The 18,448-nt window shown below is 57.9% G+C and carries 11 protein-coding genes; 8 read left to right on the forward strand and 3 right to left on the reverse strand.

Annotation, left to right across the window (positions count from 1 at the left end; all coding sequences use genetic code 11):
• Window positions 1-228 precede the first annotated feature (228 nt).
• Genes bcsG through bcsE form a run of 3 tightly spaced genes read right to left on the reverse strand, consistent with a single transcriptional unit; the run spans window position 229 to window position 3,653 of the window.
• On the reverse strand, window positions 229-1,899 hold the full coding sequence (gene bcsG, locus SERS4_RS0101300; RefSeq protein ID WP_017891240.1) for a cellulose biosynthesis protein BcsG: 1,671 nt from the start codon (window positions 1,897-1,899) through the stop codon (window positions 229-231).
• Entirely contained in the window at window positions 1,883-2,098 is a 216-nt protein-coding gene (gene bcsF / locus SERS4_RS0101305) for a cellulose biosynthesis protein BcsF (protein ID WP_017891241.1), read from the reverse strand. The genes bcsG and bcsF overlap by 17 nt, the downstream gene beginning before the upstream one ends.
• Window positions 2,085-3,653 (reverse strand): cellulose biosynthesis protein BcsE, encoded by a 1,569-nt coding sequence (bcsE, locus tag SERS4_RS0101310; RefSeq protein ID WP_017891242.1) that lies wholly within the window; start codon window positions 3,651-3,653, stop codon window positions 2,085-2,087. Before bcsE ends, bcsF begins: the two co-directional genes overlap by 14 nt.
• A gap of 198 nt (window positions 3,654-3,851) precedes the next feature.
• On the opposite strand from bcsE, the gene bcsR reads away from it, so the two are divergent.
• From bcsR to SERS4_RS0101360, 8 genes are all read left to right on the forward strand, one after another.
• Entirely contained in the window at window positions 3,852-4,043 is a 192-nt protein-coding gene (bcsR, locus tag SERS4_RS0101315; RefSeq protein ID WP_017891243.1) for a cellulose biosynthesis protein BcsR, read from the forward strand.
• 3 nt (window positions 4,044-4,046) lie between these two features.
• Complete coding sequence (bcsQ, locus tag SERS4_RS0101320; protein ID WP_017891244.1) at window positions 4,047-4,784, forward strand: cellulose biosynthesis protein BcsQ; 738 nt, start codon at window positions 4,047-4,049, stop codon at window positions 4,782-4,784.
• On the forward strand, window positions 4,781-7,384 hold the full coding sequence (gene bcsA / locus SERS4_RS0101325; RefSeq protein WP_017891245.1) for a UDP-forming cellulose synthase catalytic subunit: 2,604 nt from the start codon (window positions 4,781-4,783) through the stop codon (window positions 7,382-7,384). The genes bcsQ and bcsA overlap by 4 nt, the downstream gene beginning before the upstream one ends.
• A 55-nt stretch (window positions 7,385-7,439) precedes the next feature.
• On the forward strand, window positions 7,440-9,749 hold the full coding sequence (bcsB, locus tag SERS4_RS0101330; protein ID WP_017891246.1) for a cellulose biosynthesis cyclic di-GMP-binding regulatory protein BcsB: 2,310 nt from the start codon (window positions 7,440-7,442) through the stop codon (window positions 9,747-9,749).
• 5 nt (window positions 9,750-9,754) lie between these two features.
• A complete protein-coding gene (bcsZ, locus tag SERS4_RS25625; RefSeq protein ID WP_017891247.1) occupies window positions 9,755-10,867 on the forward strand; it encodes a cellulose synthase complex periplasmic endoglucanase BcsZ in 1,113 nt (370 codons plus the stop codon).
• Window positions 10,849-14,322, forward strand: a complete 3,474-nt coding sequence (bcsC, locus tag SERS4_RS0101350) for a cellulose synthase complex outer membrane protein BcsC (protein WP_026142147.1) — start codon at window positions 10,849-10,851, stop codon at window positions 14,320-14,322. The genes bcsZ and bcsC overlap by 19 nt, the downstream gene beginning before the upstream one ends.
• A gap of 290 nt (window positions 14,323-14,612) precedes the next feature.
• On the forward strand, window positions 14,613-16,619 hold the full coding sequence (hmsP, locus tag SERS4_RS0101355) for a biofilm formation regulator HmsP (protein ID WP_026142148.1): 2,007 nt from the start codon (window positions 14,613-14,615) through the stop codon (window positions 16,617-16,619).
• A 293-nt stretch (window positions 16,620-16,912) separates the two neighbouring features.
• Complete coding sequence (locus SERS4_RS0101360; protein ID WP_017891250.1) at window positions 16,913-18,202, forward strand: dicarboxylate/amino acid:cation symporter; 1,290 nt, start codon at window positions 16,913-16,915, stop codon at window positions 18,200-18,202.
• Window positions 18,203-18,448: the final 246 nt, after the last annotated feature.

Consider the following 18,448-nt stretch of genomic DNA (forward strand, 5'->3'; position numbering starts at 1 on the left):
TTTTGATTAAACCCATTGGTTTATTAATTAGTTTATTGAGCGAATAATTAATTCGTATTAATAGCGCTTATTTCTCTTAACGAAATCCTGACGAAATAATCGTTAGTTAGGAATCTTCGCACGATCATAATAATTGAATCGCTTAAGTTTAACTTTGCCTGATATCGGCTATAAAAAAGCACGCCCGAAGGCGTGCTTAATAATAACGGGCCAGACTCTTAGCTGCATTTACTGGGGGTAAGGCACCCAATCACCGCCGTTCAGGCGGATGTACGGTTTACCCTGGTATTGCATCACGATGGCGTTGTCATTCTCCGAAATGACCGCCGTCTGCGGCAGGTTCTGCGTCAGCGCCTGCCAGTCGACGCTTGGGGCGGTGAACGCTTTACCGTCGACCAGGCGGGCGACCAACTCGGAAAGCGCCAGGTAACTGCTCGGCGTTTTAACCTGCAGCGGGCTGCCCTGATGCGGCGCTTTCATGCCCACCAGTTTGATGCCCACCGGCGTATGGGTAATGTTCGGGCTGGGGATATCCCGCAGCCCGGACATCTGCATTTTATCGCCCACCAGCGCTGCGCCGTGTTCCGGCACAATCACCACCATCACCTTGCGTCCGGATTTCTCCAGTTGGTCAAGGAAGGTATTCAACTGGTCGAACAGTTTTTGCGCCCGCGGCTGATAGTCGGCGCTCTTGTTCGAACCGACAAAACGGTTGCCGTCATGCAGCGGAATGACGTTGAAGAAGGTGGCGCTGCGGGTATCGCCGGCCTTTTGCTGCTGGCTCAGCCAGCGGGTGAGTAGCTCCAGATCGTTGTAAATCGGTTCGCCGTCAAACGACGCCAGTTCATTGCCGATACCGGCCTGAGACATCAGCGGTGCCTGTATATCCCCCTGTTCGCGCAGCTCTTTGAGGAAGTTGCCGAACACGCCGGAGTGATCGAGCATCAGCTGTTCTTTGAAGCCCAGCTTGGCCAGATTATCAAACAGATAGCACTGCTGATTCACCGGTTGATACAGATCGTGGTGTGAGGGTTGACCGCAGCTGGCGCGCAGCAAACGGATGGCCGCCGGGCCGCTGTAGGCGGTCGCCGAGTTGAAGTTGTCGAACATGATGTCCATCTTCGACCACAGCGGGTGGTTTTCCAGTTTCACCGCATCCATGTCGGCCCAGGCCAGCGAACAGATATTGATCACCAGCAGGTCGAACGGCTGAGCATCGGCAGGCAGGCTGGCCGGGAAGGCGGTGGCGCGGGCCTTTTCCTTATCGTAGAACTGGTTCAGATAGGCCGTCAGGTTGGCGCTGGTGGGTGGCGCACTGTCCGCCGGGGCGCTATCACCGCCAGCCGCCGGGGCTGTCGCTGCCGGTGTGCCGCTGGTGGAAGCGGTGCTGCTGGTGGAAGCGGTGCTGCTGGCGGGCAGCAGTGACACTGCCGGGCCGGCAATATTGACCAGGTTCAGCCACACCAACGCGGCGACGGTGAACACCGTCACCCGTATCCACTGGGATAAAAACAGATAGGCAATCAGCATCACAAAGGCGGCGCCAATCATCTGCCAGTTGATAAAGCGGTTGGTCAACTCCAGCAGATACTGGGCACTGAAGCCGGTCAGTTGCGAGCCCTGGCTCATGATGCTGTTGATGCCGGGCAGCCAGGTGTCGTGATAGAACAGCGCGAAACCGATCGGGATCGCCAGGTAATGGCGCCAGCGATGCACGCGCAGCGCCGGTATCGGCATCAACAAAAATGCCATGAACACCAGGTTTGGCAGTGCGTGGAAATTCAGGTAACCGAACCACAGCAGGGCAAACTTGGCCAGGAAGTAGTAGTTCCAGCCCCCCAGCCCACGCCAGTAGCGCCACAGGGAGTTATCGGATTGCGGGTTATTTGTTGGCTTCATGGCTGTTTTTACGCTTAATCTGGGATGAAGAACCTTCGCGCACCCATAACCCGGCGGATTTTAAATAGCGCGGTGATAACAACAGGTTTTGCCAGTATTGACGCCAGTGCGGGAAACGCCGATGAAAGGCATAGCCCAGTGGAATAAAAATAATGGCGCACAGGATAATCAACTGCACAATATCGCTAAGGTTCAACATGCTTGTTCTCCTGTGCCGTGGTGGTTAGCGTGAAGGCCACCGGTTGACGGCGTTCCTGCGGGCTTGCTGCCTCGGCGGCGGTTTGACGTGGTGCCACCGCTGCGGTCGCCGCGCCCAACGGAACCGGGGCGTTGTGCGCCAGCCGTTTGATTTCTGAAATAATATCTACGTCCTGATGCCAGACCACCCGGTTGCTGAAGGCTTCGTTTACCGGCAGGCGGAAGATAAATTTCAGGGCGGTATCCAAATCGTTAATTCGGCAGGTGGAGAGGAACAGCACCAGCCGGCCTTGCACCACGGTCATCACGTCGCCGAAGCGGCGCAAAAAACACAGGGTCATTGCCTGTTCGGCACGCAGCCCCGGCGCCGGGCGCAGTGCGACCATCACGCCTTTACCGTCCTCCGGCAACAGCGTGTTGCCCATCAGCGAAATGACTGCCTGACTAAAATCATCCGGCCGCATGTAACCCTTCAACTGCAACGGCCGCAATCCGGCCAGCAGGGCGTCGATATCTGCCGGAACGTGGCGTGAGAAGCGCTGCCCCTGGATGCCTTCAAGCATGGTCAGAAAGCGCGACAGCGGTGCCACGTGCGGCACAATCAGGTTGGCGCCGCAGGCCAGCAGCAGGCGTTCGTCGCTGTAACGCAGGCTGGCGCTCATCTCGCGCACCACGATTTTCAGCCCGTTGCCGCGTTGGCGGCGCAGGCTGTGGATTTGGTGTGCCAGTGCATCGATTTCATCGCTTTGGTACAGCGCAAAAATCAACGTTGCCGAGAGTGTCAGCATGCCGTGCTGCGCCAGTAGCGCATTACTTTCCAGCAGTTGCCAGTTGGCCGACAGCGGCGGCGCACCTTCCAGAATGCTCTGTTGGGCCAGATAAAGTCCTTCATCGCTGCGAATGGAGGTCGGCGAGGGTTTGTTGTTGTCATCGTCACCCTGCCAGCCGTTTTCACCGGCATACAGCGTCAGCAGTTGGTTGGCATTGATGCCGTTTTCGGTACTCCACCAGTTAACCAAATACTGTGCGCTGTCCTGTTGCCACTGCAGGCTGGACAGGCCGTTAAGGATCCGGTGCTGGGCGCTGAGTTGCCCCTTGAGCTTGTTGACGCCGCCGCCGTGGCTGAGGATCAGCAGCGTGCAGCCTTGTCGGCGTAACCAGGTGCCGGTAGTGCGGGTCCAGTCGCGCAGTTCTTCACTGGTGAAGGTTTGCCACAAACTGGCATGGGCCAACAGGATTAATAAGCGGTTTTGGGGTTTTAAGGCGCGCATCAGGTCGTCGCTGAAATGCGTCAGCGCGGCTTTTTTTTCCGGCAGCTGGTACAGCGGAATTTTTTTCAGTGCCGGTGAGGCAAGTTCGGCCAGCAGTCGGTCAGGTTTATCCCCACTGCAAATCAATGCCACCTGGCTGGTTGCGGCCTGGGCGGCTATGGTTTGTTGGCAAAGCAGGTTAGCATCGGTTTGACGGTCGATATTCACCCAATACAGACCCGGGGCCTGCATGACAGACAGTTCTTCCCAAACCTGCCGAATACCTAATGAGAAAGATTGCGCCATAGGTTATGTTTCTACTTTCGTTGAAAGTGTCGTCGTGGCCAACTGAGCATTGCTATTCAGTCATATTATCATTGGGATCAATAATAACAAATCTTACATTCTGTGTAATAATATCTGTTAGGAATCATCTTATTGGCCATGTCTTTTTATTACGTTGCTATAGTTAATTAACATTAGCCTATTTTTAATGGCGGCAGAATGAATAATCAATTAACGCGCTTTCATGCAGTAGTACCGCCAGAAACACAGGATGATCTGCTGGCCCTCAGTCATGCATTTTCCTTACCCAAATTAAGCTATATCGATATTTCGCGTCAGGAGCGTTTAACGCAGATGATGACTCGCTGGCCGCTGCTGGCCGAACTCGTGCAGAACACGGGGAGCCACTAATTTATGCCAGTGATTGCGCTGCAGGGTTTGCGAGGCGGGATGGGCACAACGTCGGTCACCGCGGCGCTTGCGTGGGCATTACAGCAATTGGGCGAGTCGGTGCTGGCCGTCGATTTCGCGCCGGATAACCTGTTGCGTCTGCATTTTAATACGCCGTTTGAGCTGCCACGCGGCTGGGCCAGGGCGGAGCAGGATGGCGGCGAGTGGCAGCAGGGCGCAATGCGCTACTGCGAAAACCTCGACTTTTTGCCCTTTGGTCACCTCACCGCGGCTGAGCGGTTAAATTTACAACAACATTGCCGGCAACATCCCACCCGCTGGCAGGAGAATCTGGCGCAGCTAAGCGCCAGTGCGCAGTACAACTGGATCCTGCTGGACTTGCCGGCGGATGACCCCTTGTTGGCCGCGCAGGCACTGCCGTTGGCTGACTGCGTATTTATGCTGATCGCCCCAGACGCTAACTGCCAGGTGCGGTTGCATCAACAGGCGTTACCGGAAGGCTGCCGTTTCCTGATTAACCAGTATTTCGCTGCCAGCCAGCTCCAGCAGGATTTACATCAGCTATGGCTGCAAACCCTGGGTGGGCTGTTGCCGGTGGTCATCCATCGTGATGAGGCGATGGCCGAGGCGCTGGCGGTAAAGCAGCCGCTGGGCGAGTATCGACCGGAAAGCCTGGCCGCAGATGAAGTGCTGACGCTGGCCAACTGGTGTCTGATCAATCTGAAGGATGCGGCGTCATGAGCCGGGTGATGAGCCTGCTGCTGGTGCCGCCGGTCCAACAGGCGGTGCAGACGCGTTATCGCGCCTATCGTCGCCATGGCTCATCGGCCTTTACCGCCTTTTTCACTACGCTGCTGGTGGCGTTGGGCTGGATTTTTCTGCGCTTTGAATCGCCGGGCTGGCAACGGCTGCGGGCCGGTCGTGCCTATTGGTTCCCGCATCTGTCGTCTAGCCGCCCGCGGCCGGCGGATGTGCTGCGTTATCTGGTGCAGGGATTATGGCTGTTGGTGTTCCGTACCGATCGCGAGCCTATGGACCATCAGCGTTTCGCCGGTTGGCAGCGTCTGCAATTGCGCTACACCAATTGGCTGAAAACTATCCCGCAACGGCTGGAAAATGCCGGGCTGGAGCAGCGCTCGGTAGCACGGCTGAGCCGGATGAACCAGCGAGTGCGCCGCGTGCTGTTTATTATTGTCGGCGTATTGGCGGCGATCCTGGCGATCCTGTGTATTTCGCAGCCGTTCGACCTGCCTGCGCAGTTTGTGTTTGTGCTGTTGCTGTGGGGCATCGCCATGGTGGTGCGCCGGGTACCGGGCCGCCTGCCGGCGCTGATGTTGATCGTGCTGTCGCTGACCGTGTCCTGCCGTTACCTGTGGTGGCGCTATACCGCCACGCTGAACTGGGACGATCCTCTTAGCCTGACCTGTGGTCTGCTGTTACTGGTGGCGGAAACCTATGCCTGGGTGGTACTGGTGCTGGGCTATTTCCAGACCGTCTGGCCGCTTAACCGTCAGCCGGTACCGATGCCCGCCGACAGTTCGACCTGGCCGACCATCGATCTGCTGGTGCCAACCTACAACGAAGATCTGGGGGTAGTGAAGCCCACTATCTACGCCGCGCTGGGCATCGACTGGCCAAAAGAGAAGGTCACCATTTACATTCTCGACGACGGCAACCGGCCTGAATTCAAGGCCTTCGCCGAAGAGGTGGGGGTGAAATATATTGCCAGGCCAACCCATGAACACGCCAAGGCCGGTAACATCAATAACGCACTGAAACAGGCGACCGGTGAGTTTGTGGCGATTTTCGACTGTGACCACGTGCCGACGCGCTCTTTCCTGCAATTGACCATGGGTTGGTTCTTCAAAGACAAAAAACTGGCGATGCTGCAGACCCCGCATCACTTCTTCTCGCCGGATCCGTTTGAACGCAACCTCGGGCGTTTCCGCCAGACACCGAACGAAGGCACGCTGTTTTATGGCCTGGTGCAGGACGGCAACGACATGTGGGACGCGACCTTCTTCTGCGGCTCCTGCGCTATCCTGCGGCGCAGTGCGCTGGATGAAATCGGCGGCATTGCGGTGGAAACCGTTACCGAAGACGCCCATACCTCGCTGCGTTTGCACCGTCGTGGGCATACCTCGGCTTATATTCGTATCCCGCAGGCGGCGGGGCTGGCGACCGAAAGCCTGTCGGCGCACATTGGCCAGCGTATTCGCTGGGCGCGGGGCATGGTGCAGATCTTCCGGTTGGATAACCCGTTGTTCGGCAAGGGGCTGAAACTGGCGCAGCGGTTGTGTTACGCCAACGCCATGCTGCACTTCCTTTCCGGTATTCCGCGGCTGATCTTCCTCACCGCGCCTTTGGCTTTCCTGCTGCTGCACGCCTATATCATCTTTGCTCCGGCGCTGGCGATTGCGCTGTATGTGCTGCCGCATATGATCCACGCCAGTCTGACCAACTCGCGTATTCAGGGTAAATACCGCCACTCTTTCTGGAGCGAGATTTACGAGACGGTGCTGGCCTGGTACATCGCCCGGCCGACCACGGTGGCGTTGTTCAATCCGCACAAGGGTAAATTCAACGTGACCGCCAAAGGTGGGCTGGTGGAGGAGGAGCATGTCGACTGGGTGATTACCCGGCCCTATATGTTCCTGGTGATATTGAATCTGGCCGGATTGGTGTTTGGCGTCTGGCGTCTGGGCTACGGCCCGACGGACGAAGTGATGACGGTGATCATCAGCCTGGTGTGGGTGTTGTACAACATGACCATCCTCGGCGGCGCGGTGGCGGTGGCGGTAGAGGCCAAGCAAGTTCGCCAGGCGCACCGGGTGGAGATTGCCATGCCGGCCGCCATTGCTCGTGCCGACGGCCATCTGTTCCCCTGCACGCTGCGTGATTACTCCGACGGCGGGGTGGGGATTGAGATGCGCGTGGCGGACGCGCTGAAAGACGGTGACAAGGCGTCGTTGTTGCTCAAACGCGGTCAGCAGGAATACAGCTTCCCGTGCGTGGTCACGCGCGCCTTCGGCAGCAAGGTGGGCATCCGTATGGTAGGCCTTAGCACCCGTGAACATATTGATTTTATTCAGTGCACCTTTGCCCGCGCCGATACCTGGGCGTTGTGGCAGGACGGCTTCCCTGAAGATAAACCGATCGAAAGCCTGCGCGACGTTCTGGCGCTGGGCTTCCGGGGTTATATACGTATGGCGGATTACGCACCGCCGATGGTGCGCCGCCTGCTGGTTGGAACCACGACGCTGATTGGCTGGATAGTGTCATTTATCCCGCACGGCGTCGGCAGGGCTCCAGCCTTCAGCCAAAAAGAGACAGTGGTATAGGCAAACCGCCCGCTTACTCGCCTGGCCCCCAGGCTCTAACATTGATGATGATACGATGACGAGAAAAATAACCTGGTTTACCGCCCTGGCCTTAGGCATCAGCACCCTGTCTCAGGCTGAAACTGCCACCGCGCCGACCGTTGCCGCACAACCGCCGCTGGCGGTGCCAGCCGACGCAGCGGTTACGACACCCATGGGATCGGTCGCGCCGCAGGATCCGAATGCGCCGGTGCGTGACGTGCAATTGCCGTTTGCCAAGATTGCGCCGCCGCCGGGCACCTTTACCCTGCGTGGCACCCGGCCGGATGGCCAGGTCGAATTCGGTGTGCGCAGCGATGAAGTGGTGTCGCAGGCGATGCTCGACCTGGAATTCACCCCGTCACCTTCGCTGATCCCGGTGGAGTCGCACGTCAAGGTGTACCTCAATGACGAACTGATGGGCGTGACCACTCTCGCCAAAGAGCAGCTCGGCAAACCCAATCGTATCCAGATGGCGATCGATCCGCGCTATATCACCGATTTTAACCGTGTGCGGCTGGTGTTCGTTGGTCATTACCAGAACATTTGTGAAAACCCGGCCAGCACCACGCTGTGGCTCGAAGTCAGCAAATCCAGTTCGTTGAATCTACGCTACCAAACCCTGCCGGTGAAAAACGAGCTTTCGCATTTCCCGGAGCCGTTCTTCGACAGTCGCGACAACCGGCCGCTGACCTTGCCAATGGTGTTTGCTGGCCAACCGGATATCACCCAGCAGCGGGCTGCGGGCATTCTGGCCTCGTGGTTCGGCAGCAAAGCGCAGTGGCGCGGCCAGTCGTTCCCGACGCTGTATAACAAGCTGCCGGAGCAGCATGCCATCGTTTTTGCCACCAATAAGCAGCGCCCGGACTTCCTGCGCGATTATCCGCCGGTCAACGGCCCGACGGTGGAGATGATCAGCCATCCGGATAATCCGTACATCAAGCTGCTGCTGGTACAGGGCCGTGATGACAACGATTTGATCACCGCCGTGAAAGGCATTGCGCAGGGTAACATCCTGTTCCGTGGCCAGAATGTTACGGTGGACAAGGTCGAACAACTGGCGCCGCGCCAGCCGTATGACGCGCCTAACTGGGTGCGTACCGACAGGCCAATGACCTTTGCCGAGCTGCAGCAGTATGCTGAACAACTGCAGACCAGCGGCATTGAGCCTGGTCCGATCTCGCTGACCATGAACCTGCCGCCGGACCTGTTCCTGATCCGCAGTACCGGCATTGATATGCATCTGAAATATCGCTACACCGCGCCGCGCATTCAGGACGGCTCACGCCTGAGCGTTAGCCTGAACAACCAGTTTGTGCAGGCCTATTCGCTGGTGCCGGAGCACGAGCAGGGCGCTCAACTGTTGCGTTTGCCACTGACCCAGGGGCTGATCGACTCGGACAAGAGCGTCAATATCCCGGCGCTGCGGCTGGGAGCCACTAACCAGCTGCGTTTCGACTTTGACTACACCACCCTGCTCGCCAGCGGTGCCGAAGGACGCTGTGAAACCTATTCCTTCACCGCCAACCATGCGGTGATCGACGGTTCATCGACCATTGATTTCTCCGGTTACCGCCACTTTATGGCGATGCCGGATCTGCGTGCCTTTGCCAATGCCGGTTTCCCTTTCAGCCGTCTGGCCGATCTGTCGCAGACCCTGGTGCTGGTGAACAAGCAGCCACAGCCATCTCAGGTCAGCGCATTGCTGAACGCGATGGGCGTTATCGGCGCCCAGACCGGTTATCCGGCGCTGGCGGTGACGGTGAGTGACGACTGGTCGCAGGCCAAGGAACGCGATGCCGATATTCTGATGATCGGCACTATTCCGCCGGAACTGCGGGACGACAAAAAAATCAACCTGCTGGTGGATGCCACCCAGAGCTGGGTGAAGCAGCCGACGCGGCAGTTGCCGCTGCCGACCATGGACGTGCTGGCGGAGGACACCAAGGCGGACAGCAAAACCACCATCAGTTCAGAAGGGGCCATGTCGGCGATTGTTGGCGTGCAGTCACCGTTTAACGATCAGCGCAGCATTGTGGCATTGCTGGCCGACAGCCCGCGTGGCTACGACCTGCTCAACAATGCACTGCTGGACAGTGGCAAGCGTGCGGCGGTGTTTGGTTCGGTGGCGGTGATCCGGGAATCCGGGGTGAACAGCCTGCGCGTGGGCGACGTTTATTATGTCGGTCACCTGCCGTGGTGGGAGCGTATCTGGCATGCGCTGTCGACTCACCCGGTGTTGCTGGCAGTGATTGCGGTCGTGGTGGTGGTGATCCTGGCGCTGTTGTTGTGGCGTGGTTTGAAAGCCTTCAGCCGTCGTCGCCTGTCGCCTGAAGATCGGGACTAATCGCTATGCCTGCGGCATTGAAGCGTCTGACATTCGGCATGTTGCTACTGTGCTCATTCAGCGCGGTAGCCACCTGCGAGTGGCCGGCCTGGCAACAGTACAAACAGTTTTATATCAGCGAGCAGGGGCGGGTGATCGACCCGAGTAGCCCGAATCGAATCACCACCTCGGAAGGCCAGAGTTATGGCCTGTTCTTCGCGCTGGTGGCCAACGATCGACCTGCTTTCGACCAACTGCTGACGTGGACGGAAAATAATCTGGCGGCGGGCGATCTCAGCGCCCATTTGCCGGCTTGGCTATGGGGTGAGGACGATAAAAAGCAGTGGACGGTGCTGGACAGCAATTCGGCCTCCGATTCCGATCTGTGGATTGCCTATAACCTGCTGGAGGCCGGTCGCCTGTGGAAAAGCCGTCGCTATCAAACTCTCGGTACCTTGCTGTTACAGCGTATTGCCCGTGAAGAAGTGGCTGATATTCCTGGTCTGGGGCTGATGTTGTTACCGGGTAAGGTGGGGTTTGTGGCGGAAGATCGCTGGCGGCTCAACCCAAGCTACCTGCCGCCGCAACTGTTGGCGCGTTTTGCCGCGTTGAACGGCCCATGGCGTGCGATGCAGCAAACCAATCAACGGCTATGGCTGGAGACGGCCCCCCACGGCTTCTTGCCGGACTGGGGGGTGTGGCAGGTGGGCAAAGGCTGGCAGCCGGACACCGTCAAGCCGAACATCGGCAGCTACGACGCCATCCGGGCCTATTTGTGGGCCGGTATGCTGGCAGACGAGGATCAACACAAGGCGGCGCTGCTCAAGCAGTTGCAACCTATGGCACAGCTCACCGTTCAGCAGGGCGTGCCGCCGGAGAAAACCGACACCGCCAGCGGCAAAACCACGGGTAACGGCCCGGTAGGTTTTTCTGCCTCGATGTTGCCGATGCTGGCCAATCAACCCGAGGCGTTACAGGTACAACGCCAGCGCATTAAGCAAAACCCGCCGGGCGACGACGCCTATTTCAGCGCCTCGCTGGTGCTGTTTGGCCAGGGATGGGATCAACAACGTTATCGTTTTAATCGGCAGGGTGAACTTCAACCCTCCTGGGGCGGCCAATGCGTAACTTCCGAATAAACTGGCTGGGGCTGGTCCCTTTAAGTCTGGCGATTTTGCCACAGGCGCAGGGAGCTGAAACCGTCGCGCCAGAGCAGTGGCTGCTGGAGCAGGTGCGCGTTGGCGAGGCCGGCAACAAAGATGAGCTGGTTCGCCAATCGCTCTACCGGCTTGAACTGATGGATCCGAACAACCCGGAGGTGATTTCAGCGCGTATGCGGCTGGCGTTACGCCAGGGAAATCAGGCGTTGGCACAGCAGCAGTTGGATAAGCTGAAAAAGATTGCGCCGCAGTCCAGCGCCTATCGCCAGGCAGAAATGAATATGCTGCTGACCCAACCGGAAACCCGCCAAAAGTTGCAGCAGGCACGGCTGATGGCGACCGCCGGACGTTTGCCGGAGGCCAAGGCGCAGTATGACGCTCTGTTCCATGGGGATCCGCCGACGCTTGAGCTGGCGGTGGAATACTGGCGGCTGGTGGCACGGCTGCCGGGACAGGAAGCGGCGGCACTAAAACAACTGCAGGTGCTGGATCAACAATATTCCGGCAACGTGCCGCTGCGCATGTCGCTGGCGCGGATGCTGTTTAGTCAGGATCGCGATGCTCAGGCCTATGATTTACTGCAGAAAGTGGCCGCGGACCCGGCCGGTCGCGGGGATGCCGCCGATCTGTGGCTGGAAAAAGTCAAAGCCATGCCGGTCAGCCCGCAAAGCGTGGCGGCTCTGAACCGTTTTCTCGGGGTGTTTGAAACCGGCGATCAGGCGGTCAGCGCCCGGCAGGAGCTGGCACGACAGCAGGCGTTGTTGTCCGACCCGGCCTATCTGGCGCGGGTGCGCGGGCTGGCGCAGGTCGACAAGGGCGGCAGCCGCGCTGCGATCCCGGAACTGAAGAAAGCGCTGGCGGCTTCTCCCAATGACGCCGAAGTGCTGGGTGCACTGGGGCAGGCTTATTCCCGCGCAGGTAACCGTCCGCAAGCGTTGAGCCTGTTCCGCCAGGCGTTGCAGGCCGATAAAAGCGGCTATGGCAGCAGCAAATGGCAGAGTTTGATCAAGAGCAACAGCTATTGGCTGGCGGTCGACGAAGGTGACAAGGCGTTGAAAGCCGGCAATTTGGCGCTGGCGCAGCAAAAATACCAACAGGCGCGGCAATTCGACAACACCGACAGCAGTGCGGTGATCGGCCTGGGCGACGTTGCGGTGGCGCGTAAAGATGATGCCGCCGCCGAGCGTTTCTATCAGCAGGCGCTACGGCTGGATCCGGGCAGCGGCAGTGCGGTGCGTGGCCTGGTGAATATCTATCAGCGTCAGTCGCCGGAAAAGGCGCTGGCCTATCTCAACAGCCTGCCGCGCAGCCAGCAAAACAAAATGCGCAGTACGCTCGAGGGTTTGCAGCTCGATATGCTCAAGCAGCAGGCCGAGCAGTTGGCACAGCAAAAGCAGTGGCATCAGGCGGCGGAAAAATATCGCCGCGCCCAGCAGATGGACCCCGATGACGTCTGGTTGACCTACCACTACGCGCAAACGCTGCGTCAGGCCGGACAGCCAGAGCAGGCGGATGTCCTGTTCAGTCGGCTGGCGCAAAAACAGCGCGGCAACCCGCAACTGGCCTATGCCTATGCGCTGTATCTCTCCGGCAGCGATCGCGACCAGCAGGCGCTGGCAGAGTTGAATGCTTTACCCAGCGCACAGTGGAACGACAATATGCGCGAACTGGCGCAGCGTTTGAAAATGCAGGCGACGCTGGAGCATGCCGAGCAGCTACGCGCCGCAGGTGATGAGCCGGGTGCCGTGGCTTATTTGCGCCGCCAGCCGGCGGACACCCGAATCGACCTCCAGTTGGCCGATTGGGCGCTGGCACGCGGTGACTATGACGCCGCACTGGCTGACTATCAGCGGGTGCGGGTTCGCGAACCGAATAACCCGGATGCGCGACTGGGCGAAATCGAGGCCTATGTGGCGCAGGGCAAGTTGGGCGAGGCACGTCAACGGCTGCAAACCAAAGCGCCGGAACCAACTCCCTCAGGCAACAGCGAGCGACGGGAGGCTAATGCCTGGTATGCCGTTGGCGAACCGCAAAAAGCCACCGATATCTTTACCCGGCTAAAAACCGCGGCCCAATCAGAGCCGGCAAGCCAGTCGAAGGCGTTGATTTACCGCGATGCGGCCCGGCTCGAGCGCGACCAACTCCAACCGGCGCTGGCGCAACAGGATTATAAACAGGCGATGGTGGCCAGCGGCATTGCGCCGAGCGTGCCGCAGGATAACGACAGTTATACCTATCTGACACGCAACAACCCGAGCGACGACTGGCTCAAGCGGGGTATTCGCTCGGACGCGGCAGATTTGTACCGTCAGCAGGACGTTAACGTCACGCTCGATCACGATTACTGGGGCTCGAGCGGTACCGGCGGTATCTCCGATTACAAAGCGCACGACACCATGCTGCAGGTGGATATGCCGTTGTACGACGGGCGGGCATTTTTCCGTTCCGATACCGTGCAGTTGGATGCCGGCAGTTTCTCTACCGACGGCAGCGGTAAATATTACGAGACCTTTGGCACCTGTAATACCCAGGGGTGTAGCGGCGACGAACATCAGAAAACCACCGGCACCAGCGTGGCGGTTGGCTGGAAGAACGATCGCTGGGCGGGGGATATCGGCACCACGCCGATGGGCTTCGACGTGGTCGACTGGGTCGGCGGGCTGGCCTACAGCAGTGACTGGAACCACATTGGCTGGACGCTGGCGGCATCGCGGCGGCCGATTTCCAGCTCATTGCTGGCGTTTGGCGGCACCAAAGACCCGAACACCGGCACCACCTGGGGCGGCGTACGCGCCACCGGGGTCAGCCTGAGCGGCAGTTACGATCGCGGCGAGGCTCATGGCGTCTGGGCCGATCTCAGCGCACATCAGTTGACCGGTAAAAACGTTGAGGATAACCAACGTGAACGTTTTATGGCCGGTTATTATTATAAGCTGATCAACGAAGATAACCGTCGCGTCACCGTCGGGCTGAACACCATGCTGTGGCACTATCAGAAGGATTTGAGTGGTTACTCTCTCGGCCAGGGCGGCTATTACAGCCCGCAGCAATATATGTCGCTGGCGGTGCCGATCAATTATCGCCAGCGGACCGAGAACTGGTCATGGGAGCTGGGTGGGTCGGTGTCGTTGTCCCATTCGAAAACCAACAGTCAGAAACGTTATCCGCTGCAAGGACTGATCCCGGATTCACTGCCGGACAAGTTTGCGGTAGAAGACGGCAGTTCCTCTTCCGGTGTCGGTTATACCCTGCGGGCCATTGTCGAGCGACGCCTCAGTTCGCACTGGACGCTGGGGGCCGGGCTTGATATCCAGCAGGCGAAAGACTATACGCCAAGCCACGCGTTAATCTATCTGCGTTATTCGATGGCCGGTTGGCAAGGCGACCTGGATTTACCGCCGCAGCCGCTGACGCCATACGCCGATTTCAAGTAACCCAATTCAGGTAGATTCAGAGTGTCGGCACAGGGTAGTTTTGCTACCCTGTGTGAGTTTGGTCTATAGCCTGAGATACCCGGGCCTGGCGCACCGAGGGGCGCTATCACTAATAACCGGCTTTATAAGCCGCGTTTCATTAGGAAAATACTGAAACCCGCGGTTTTCTAGGTTTTGTCCTGGGTATGGCAAGATAAAAACAGCTGACAATCGAGTATACTCAGACCGGTCCGAGGGATGGGTATTATTCATCCCTTTTTTATTTCAGCCCGAATTAGCGGAGAGCAGGTTTGCGGGTCAGGCGTTCATTAACGATTAAACAGATGGCAACGGTTTCCGGCGTAGCGCTGGTGACAATCTGTATCTTTATCGTGATCCAGTTATTCCATTTTGTGCAGCAGCGCAGGGATGACTATGCCCAGCAACTGGAAAATATTGCTCATTCCGTACGCCAGCCGCTGGCGGAGGCCGTGCTGCGCATGGACGTGCCGGAAACCAAGCGGGTGCTGAACACCCTGCTGCCGGTAGGTATCCTGAGCCGGGCGGATATCGTACTGCCGAACGAATTCCAGGCATTACACGCCAATTTTCCACCGGAACGCCCGGTACCGACGCTGATTGCTCGCCTGTTCGAGCTGCCAATCCAGATTTCGGTTCCGCTCTATTCGCTGGAGCGCGTGCCGGCCAACCCGCAGCCATTGGCTTATCTGGTGCTGCAGGCCGATTCGTTCCGTATGTACCAGTTCATTCTCAGCATGTTGTCGACTATGTTATCGACCTATTTGCTGCTGGCGCTGATCCTGTCGGTCTCCATTAGCTGGTGTATGAACCGGCTGATGGTGCATCCGCTGCGGGCGATGGCCAAAGAGCTGGAAAACATTTCCCAGGAAGAGGCGCCATACCATCAACTGATGCTGCCGGCGTTACACCAGGACGACGAACTGGGGTTGTTGGTGCGCAACTACAACCGCAATCAGCAGCGGCTGGCCAAAGCCTATGCCGAAATGAGCCGCATGAGCACCCATCATCCGGTGACCGAGCTGCCAAATCAGGCGCTGTTCACCGCCCTGCTGGAGCAGCATATTGCTTCCAGCCTGCGGCCCGAGCGTTTTAACTTGCTGGTTGTCAGCATTGAAACCCTGCATGAGGCCTCCGGCGTGCTCAATCCGGCAATGCGAGAAGTGCTGCTGTTGACGCTGGTGAAGAAGCTGCGTGAGTGCATCGATGAAAACGGCGTGCTGGCGCAGCTAAGCAAAACCGAGTTTGCCATTTTGGCCAAAGGCGTCGAGCGTCCGTTCCACGCCATGCAACTGGCGCGTCGTATCATGGCGCAGATTAATGCGCCGCTGAGCCTGCAGGAGATGCCGTTGCGGCCCAGCGCCAGCATCGGTATCGCCCATTATCTTAATCCGGGGGAAAGCGCGGAGCAGCTATTGCGCAGTGCCACCTCGGCAATGATGTCGGCGCACCGGGAAGGCAAAAATCAGGTGCTGTTCTTCGAACCCAGCCTGACGGAACGCACTCAAAAGCGTTTGACGCAGGAAAGTGAAATTCTGCATGCCATCGAGCAGCGTCGTTTCACCCTGTTTTTGCAGCCGCAGGTCGATATGCAGTCCAATGCGGTGATCGGCGCCGAGGCCTTGCTGCGCTGGCAGCAGTACGACGGCAGCTTTACCCTGCCGGCAGACGTTATTCCGTTAGCCGAAGAGCTGGGTGTGATTGTGCCGCTCGGCAACTGGGTGCTGGAAGAGGCTTGCCTGATCCTGGCCGATTGGCAGGCCCGTGGCATTACGCTGCCGCTGGCGGTCAATGTCTCCCCAATCCAGATGAAGCATGAAGATTTTATTCCACACCTGAAGAGCCTGCTGGCGAAGTATCAGATTGATCCGCGCAAGCTGTTGCTGGAAATTACCGAAACGGTGCGTATTGACGATCTCGATCGTGCGTTGGCGCTGTTGCGGGAGTTGCACGATTTGGGGCTTTCCATCGCGCTGGATGACTTTGGCATGGGATATTCCAGCCTTAATTACCTCAACCGATTGAAATGCCTGCCGATCGATTTGATTAAAATCGACAAGAGCTTTATTCAGGGCCTGCCGACGGACGACGCTATGGTGCGTATTGTCAGTTCGATTTCTGAGGTGCTGGCGCTGCCGGTGATGGCCGAAGGCGTCGAAAATGCCGAGCAGCGTGACTGGCTGTTGCAGCAGGGTATTCATAGCGGGCAGGGCTTTTTGTTTGCACGTCCGTTACCGCGCAGTGAGTTTGAAGCCGAGTTCTGCCGGCCTCCGGCCTGATCCCCCTTTTGCCTTTCGCCATGGGTGACAGCCACGTCGCCCAATAATCCCGTCCGAAAATCGCCAGTGTTATCTACCTCTTTCGCGTTAGTGCAAACAATGGGTTACGCAATTTACAGCCTTGCATTTGGGCTGGCGCGTTTCAGCTCTTAAATTCGTATCAACATGTATCTATTGGTGCAACAAATTATTTCCATGTTGTTAGGTGGGTGTTATTTTCCGCGCAAGCGATGAACAGGCGAGATAACTAGACTACCGCCTGGTGCGTGTCTTCCCCCCCAAAGGATGTTCATATGAAACTCACTATCTTTAAGAGCCTCTATTTTCAGGTGCTGACAGCGATTACGCTGGGTGTCCTGCTTGGCCATTTCTACCCTGACATTGGCGCGCAGATGAAACCTCTGGGCGATGGATTCGTCAAACTGATTAAAATGATCATCGCTCCGGTGATCTTCTGTACCGTGGTGACCGGTATCGCGGGCATGGAGAGCATGAAGGCCGTCGGTCGTACCGGTGCGATTGCACTGCTCTATTTTGAAATTGTCAGCACCATTGCGCTGCTGATTGGTTTGCTGATCGTCAACCTGGTACAACCGGGTGCCGGGATGAACATCGACCCTGGCACGCTGGATGCCAAGGCGGTAGCGGTTTACGCCGAACAGGCCCAGCAGCAGGGCATTGTCCCGTTCCTGCTGGACATCATCCCCGGCAGCGTGATCGGTGCTTTCGCCAGCGGCAATATTCTGCAGGTGCTGCTGTTTGCCGTGCTGTTCGGTTTTGCTCTGCATCGCCTGGGCGATAAGGGCCAACTGATCTTTAATGTGATCGAAAGCTTCTCCCGTGTGATCTTCGGCATCATCAATATGATTATGCGCCTGGCGCCGTTGGGTGCCTTTGGGGCAATGGCGTTCACCATAGGCAAGTACGGCGTGGGCTCGCTGCTGCAGCTCGGTCAGCTGATCGCCTGCTTCTATCTCACCTGCGTTCTGTTCGTGGTGGTGGTGCTGGGCTCGATCGCCCGCGCCAACGGCTTTAGCATTTTCAAGTTCGTTCGCTATATCAAAGAAGAGTTGTTGATCGTGCTCGGGACCTCTTCTTCCGAGTCGGTACTGCCACGCATGCTCGACAAGATGGAAAAGCTGGGCTGCAAAAAATCGGTGGTGGGCCTGGTTATTCCGACCGGCTATTCCTTTAACCTGGACGGCACCTCAATCTACCTGACCATGGCCGCGGTGTTTATCGCGCAGGCGACCAACACCCATATGGATGTTATCCATCAGGTCACGCTGCTGGTGGTGCTGTTGCTGTCCTCTAAAGGGGCGGCAGGGGTGACCGGCAGCGGCTTTATCGTGCTGGCCGCCACCATTTCCGCCGTCGGTCATCTGCCGCTGGCCGGTCTGGCGCTGATTCTGGGCATTGACCGCTTTATGTCCGAAGCCCGTGCGCTGACCAACCTGGTCGGTAACGGCGTGGCCACGGTGGTGGTGGCAAAATGGTGTAAACAGCTGGATGAAAAGCAGCTGCATGACACCCTGTCCAACAAGCCTGGCTCAGGAGCCGATAAAACACTGCCTTCGGCCTGATTTTATCCTCAAATCACCGGTTGCCACGGCAATCGGTGATGTTTTATCCCCCCGCGTAATGATTTCTTGCATTAAAAATACGGTTATCCATTATTTTTCACACTAATGAGTGACATCCGCAAAGGCGCGCGGTCTAACTCGATGGTACACTTTCTGCTTTCCGCCCCACTGTGAAACTCAGGGCGTTTTGTTTGTAGGCTGTTGGTCGCAGCCTAATATTCCGGTCAATGGAATATCCGCATTTGC

Origin of the sequence: Serratia sp. S4, from assembly GCF_000347995.1 — a bacterium.
Lineage (GTDB): Bacteria > Pseudomonadota > Gammaproteobacteria > Enterobacterales > Enterobacteriaceae > Serratia > Serratia quinivorans.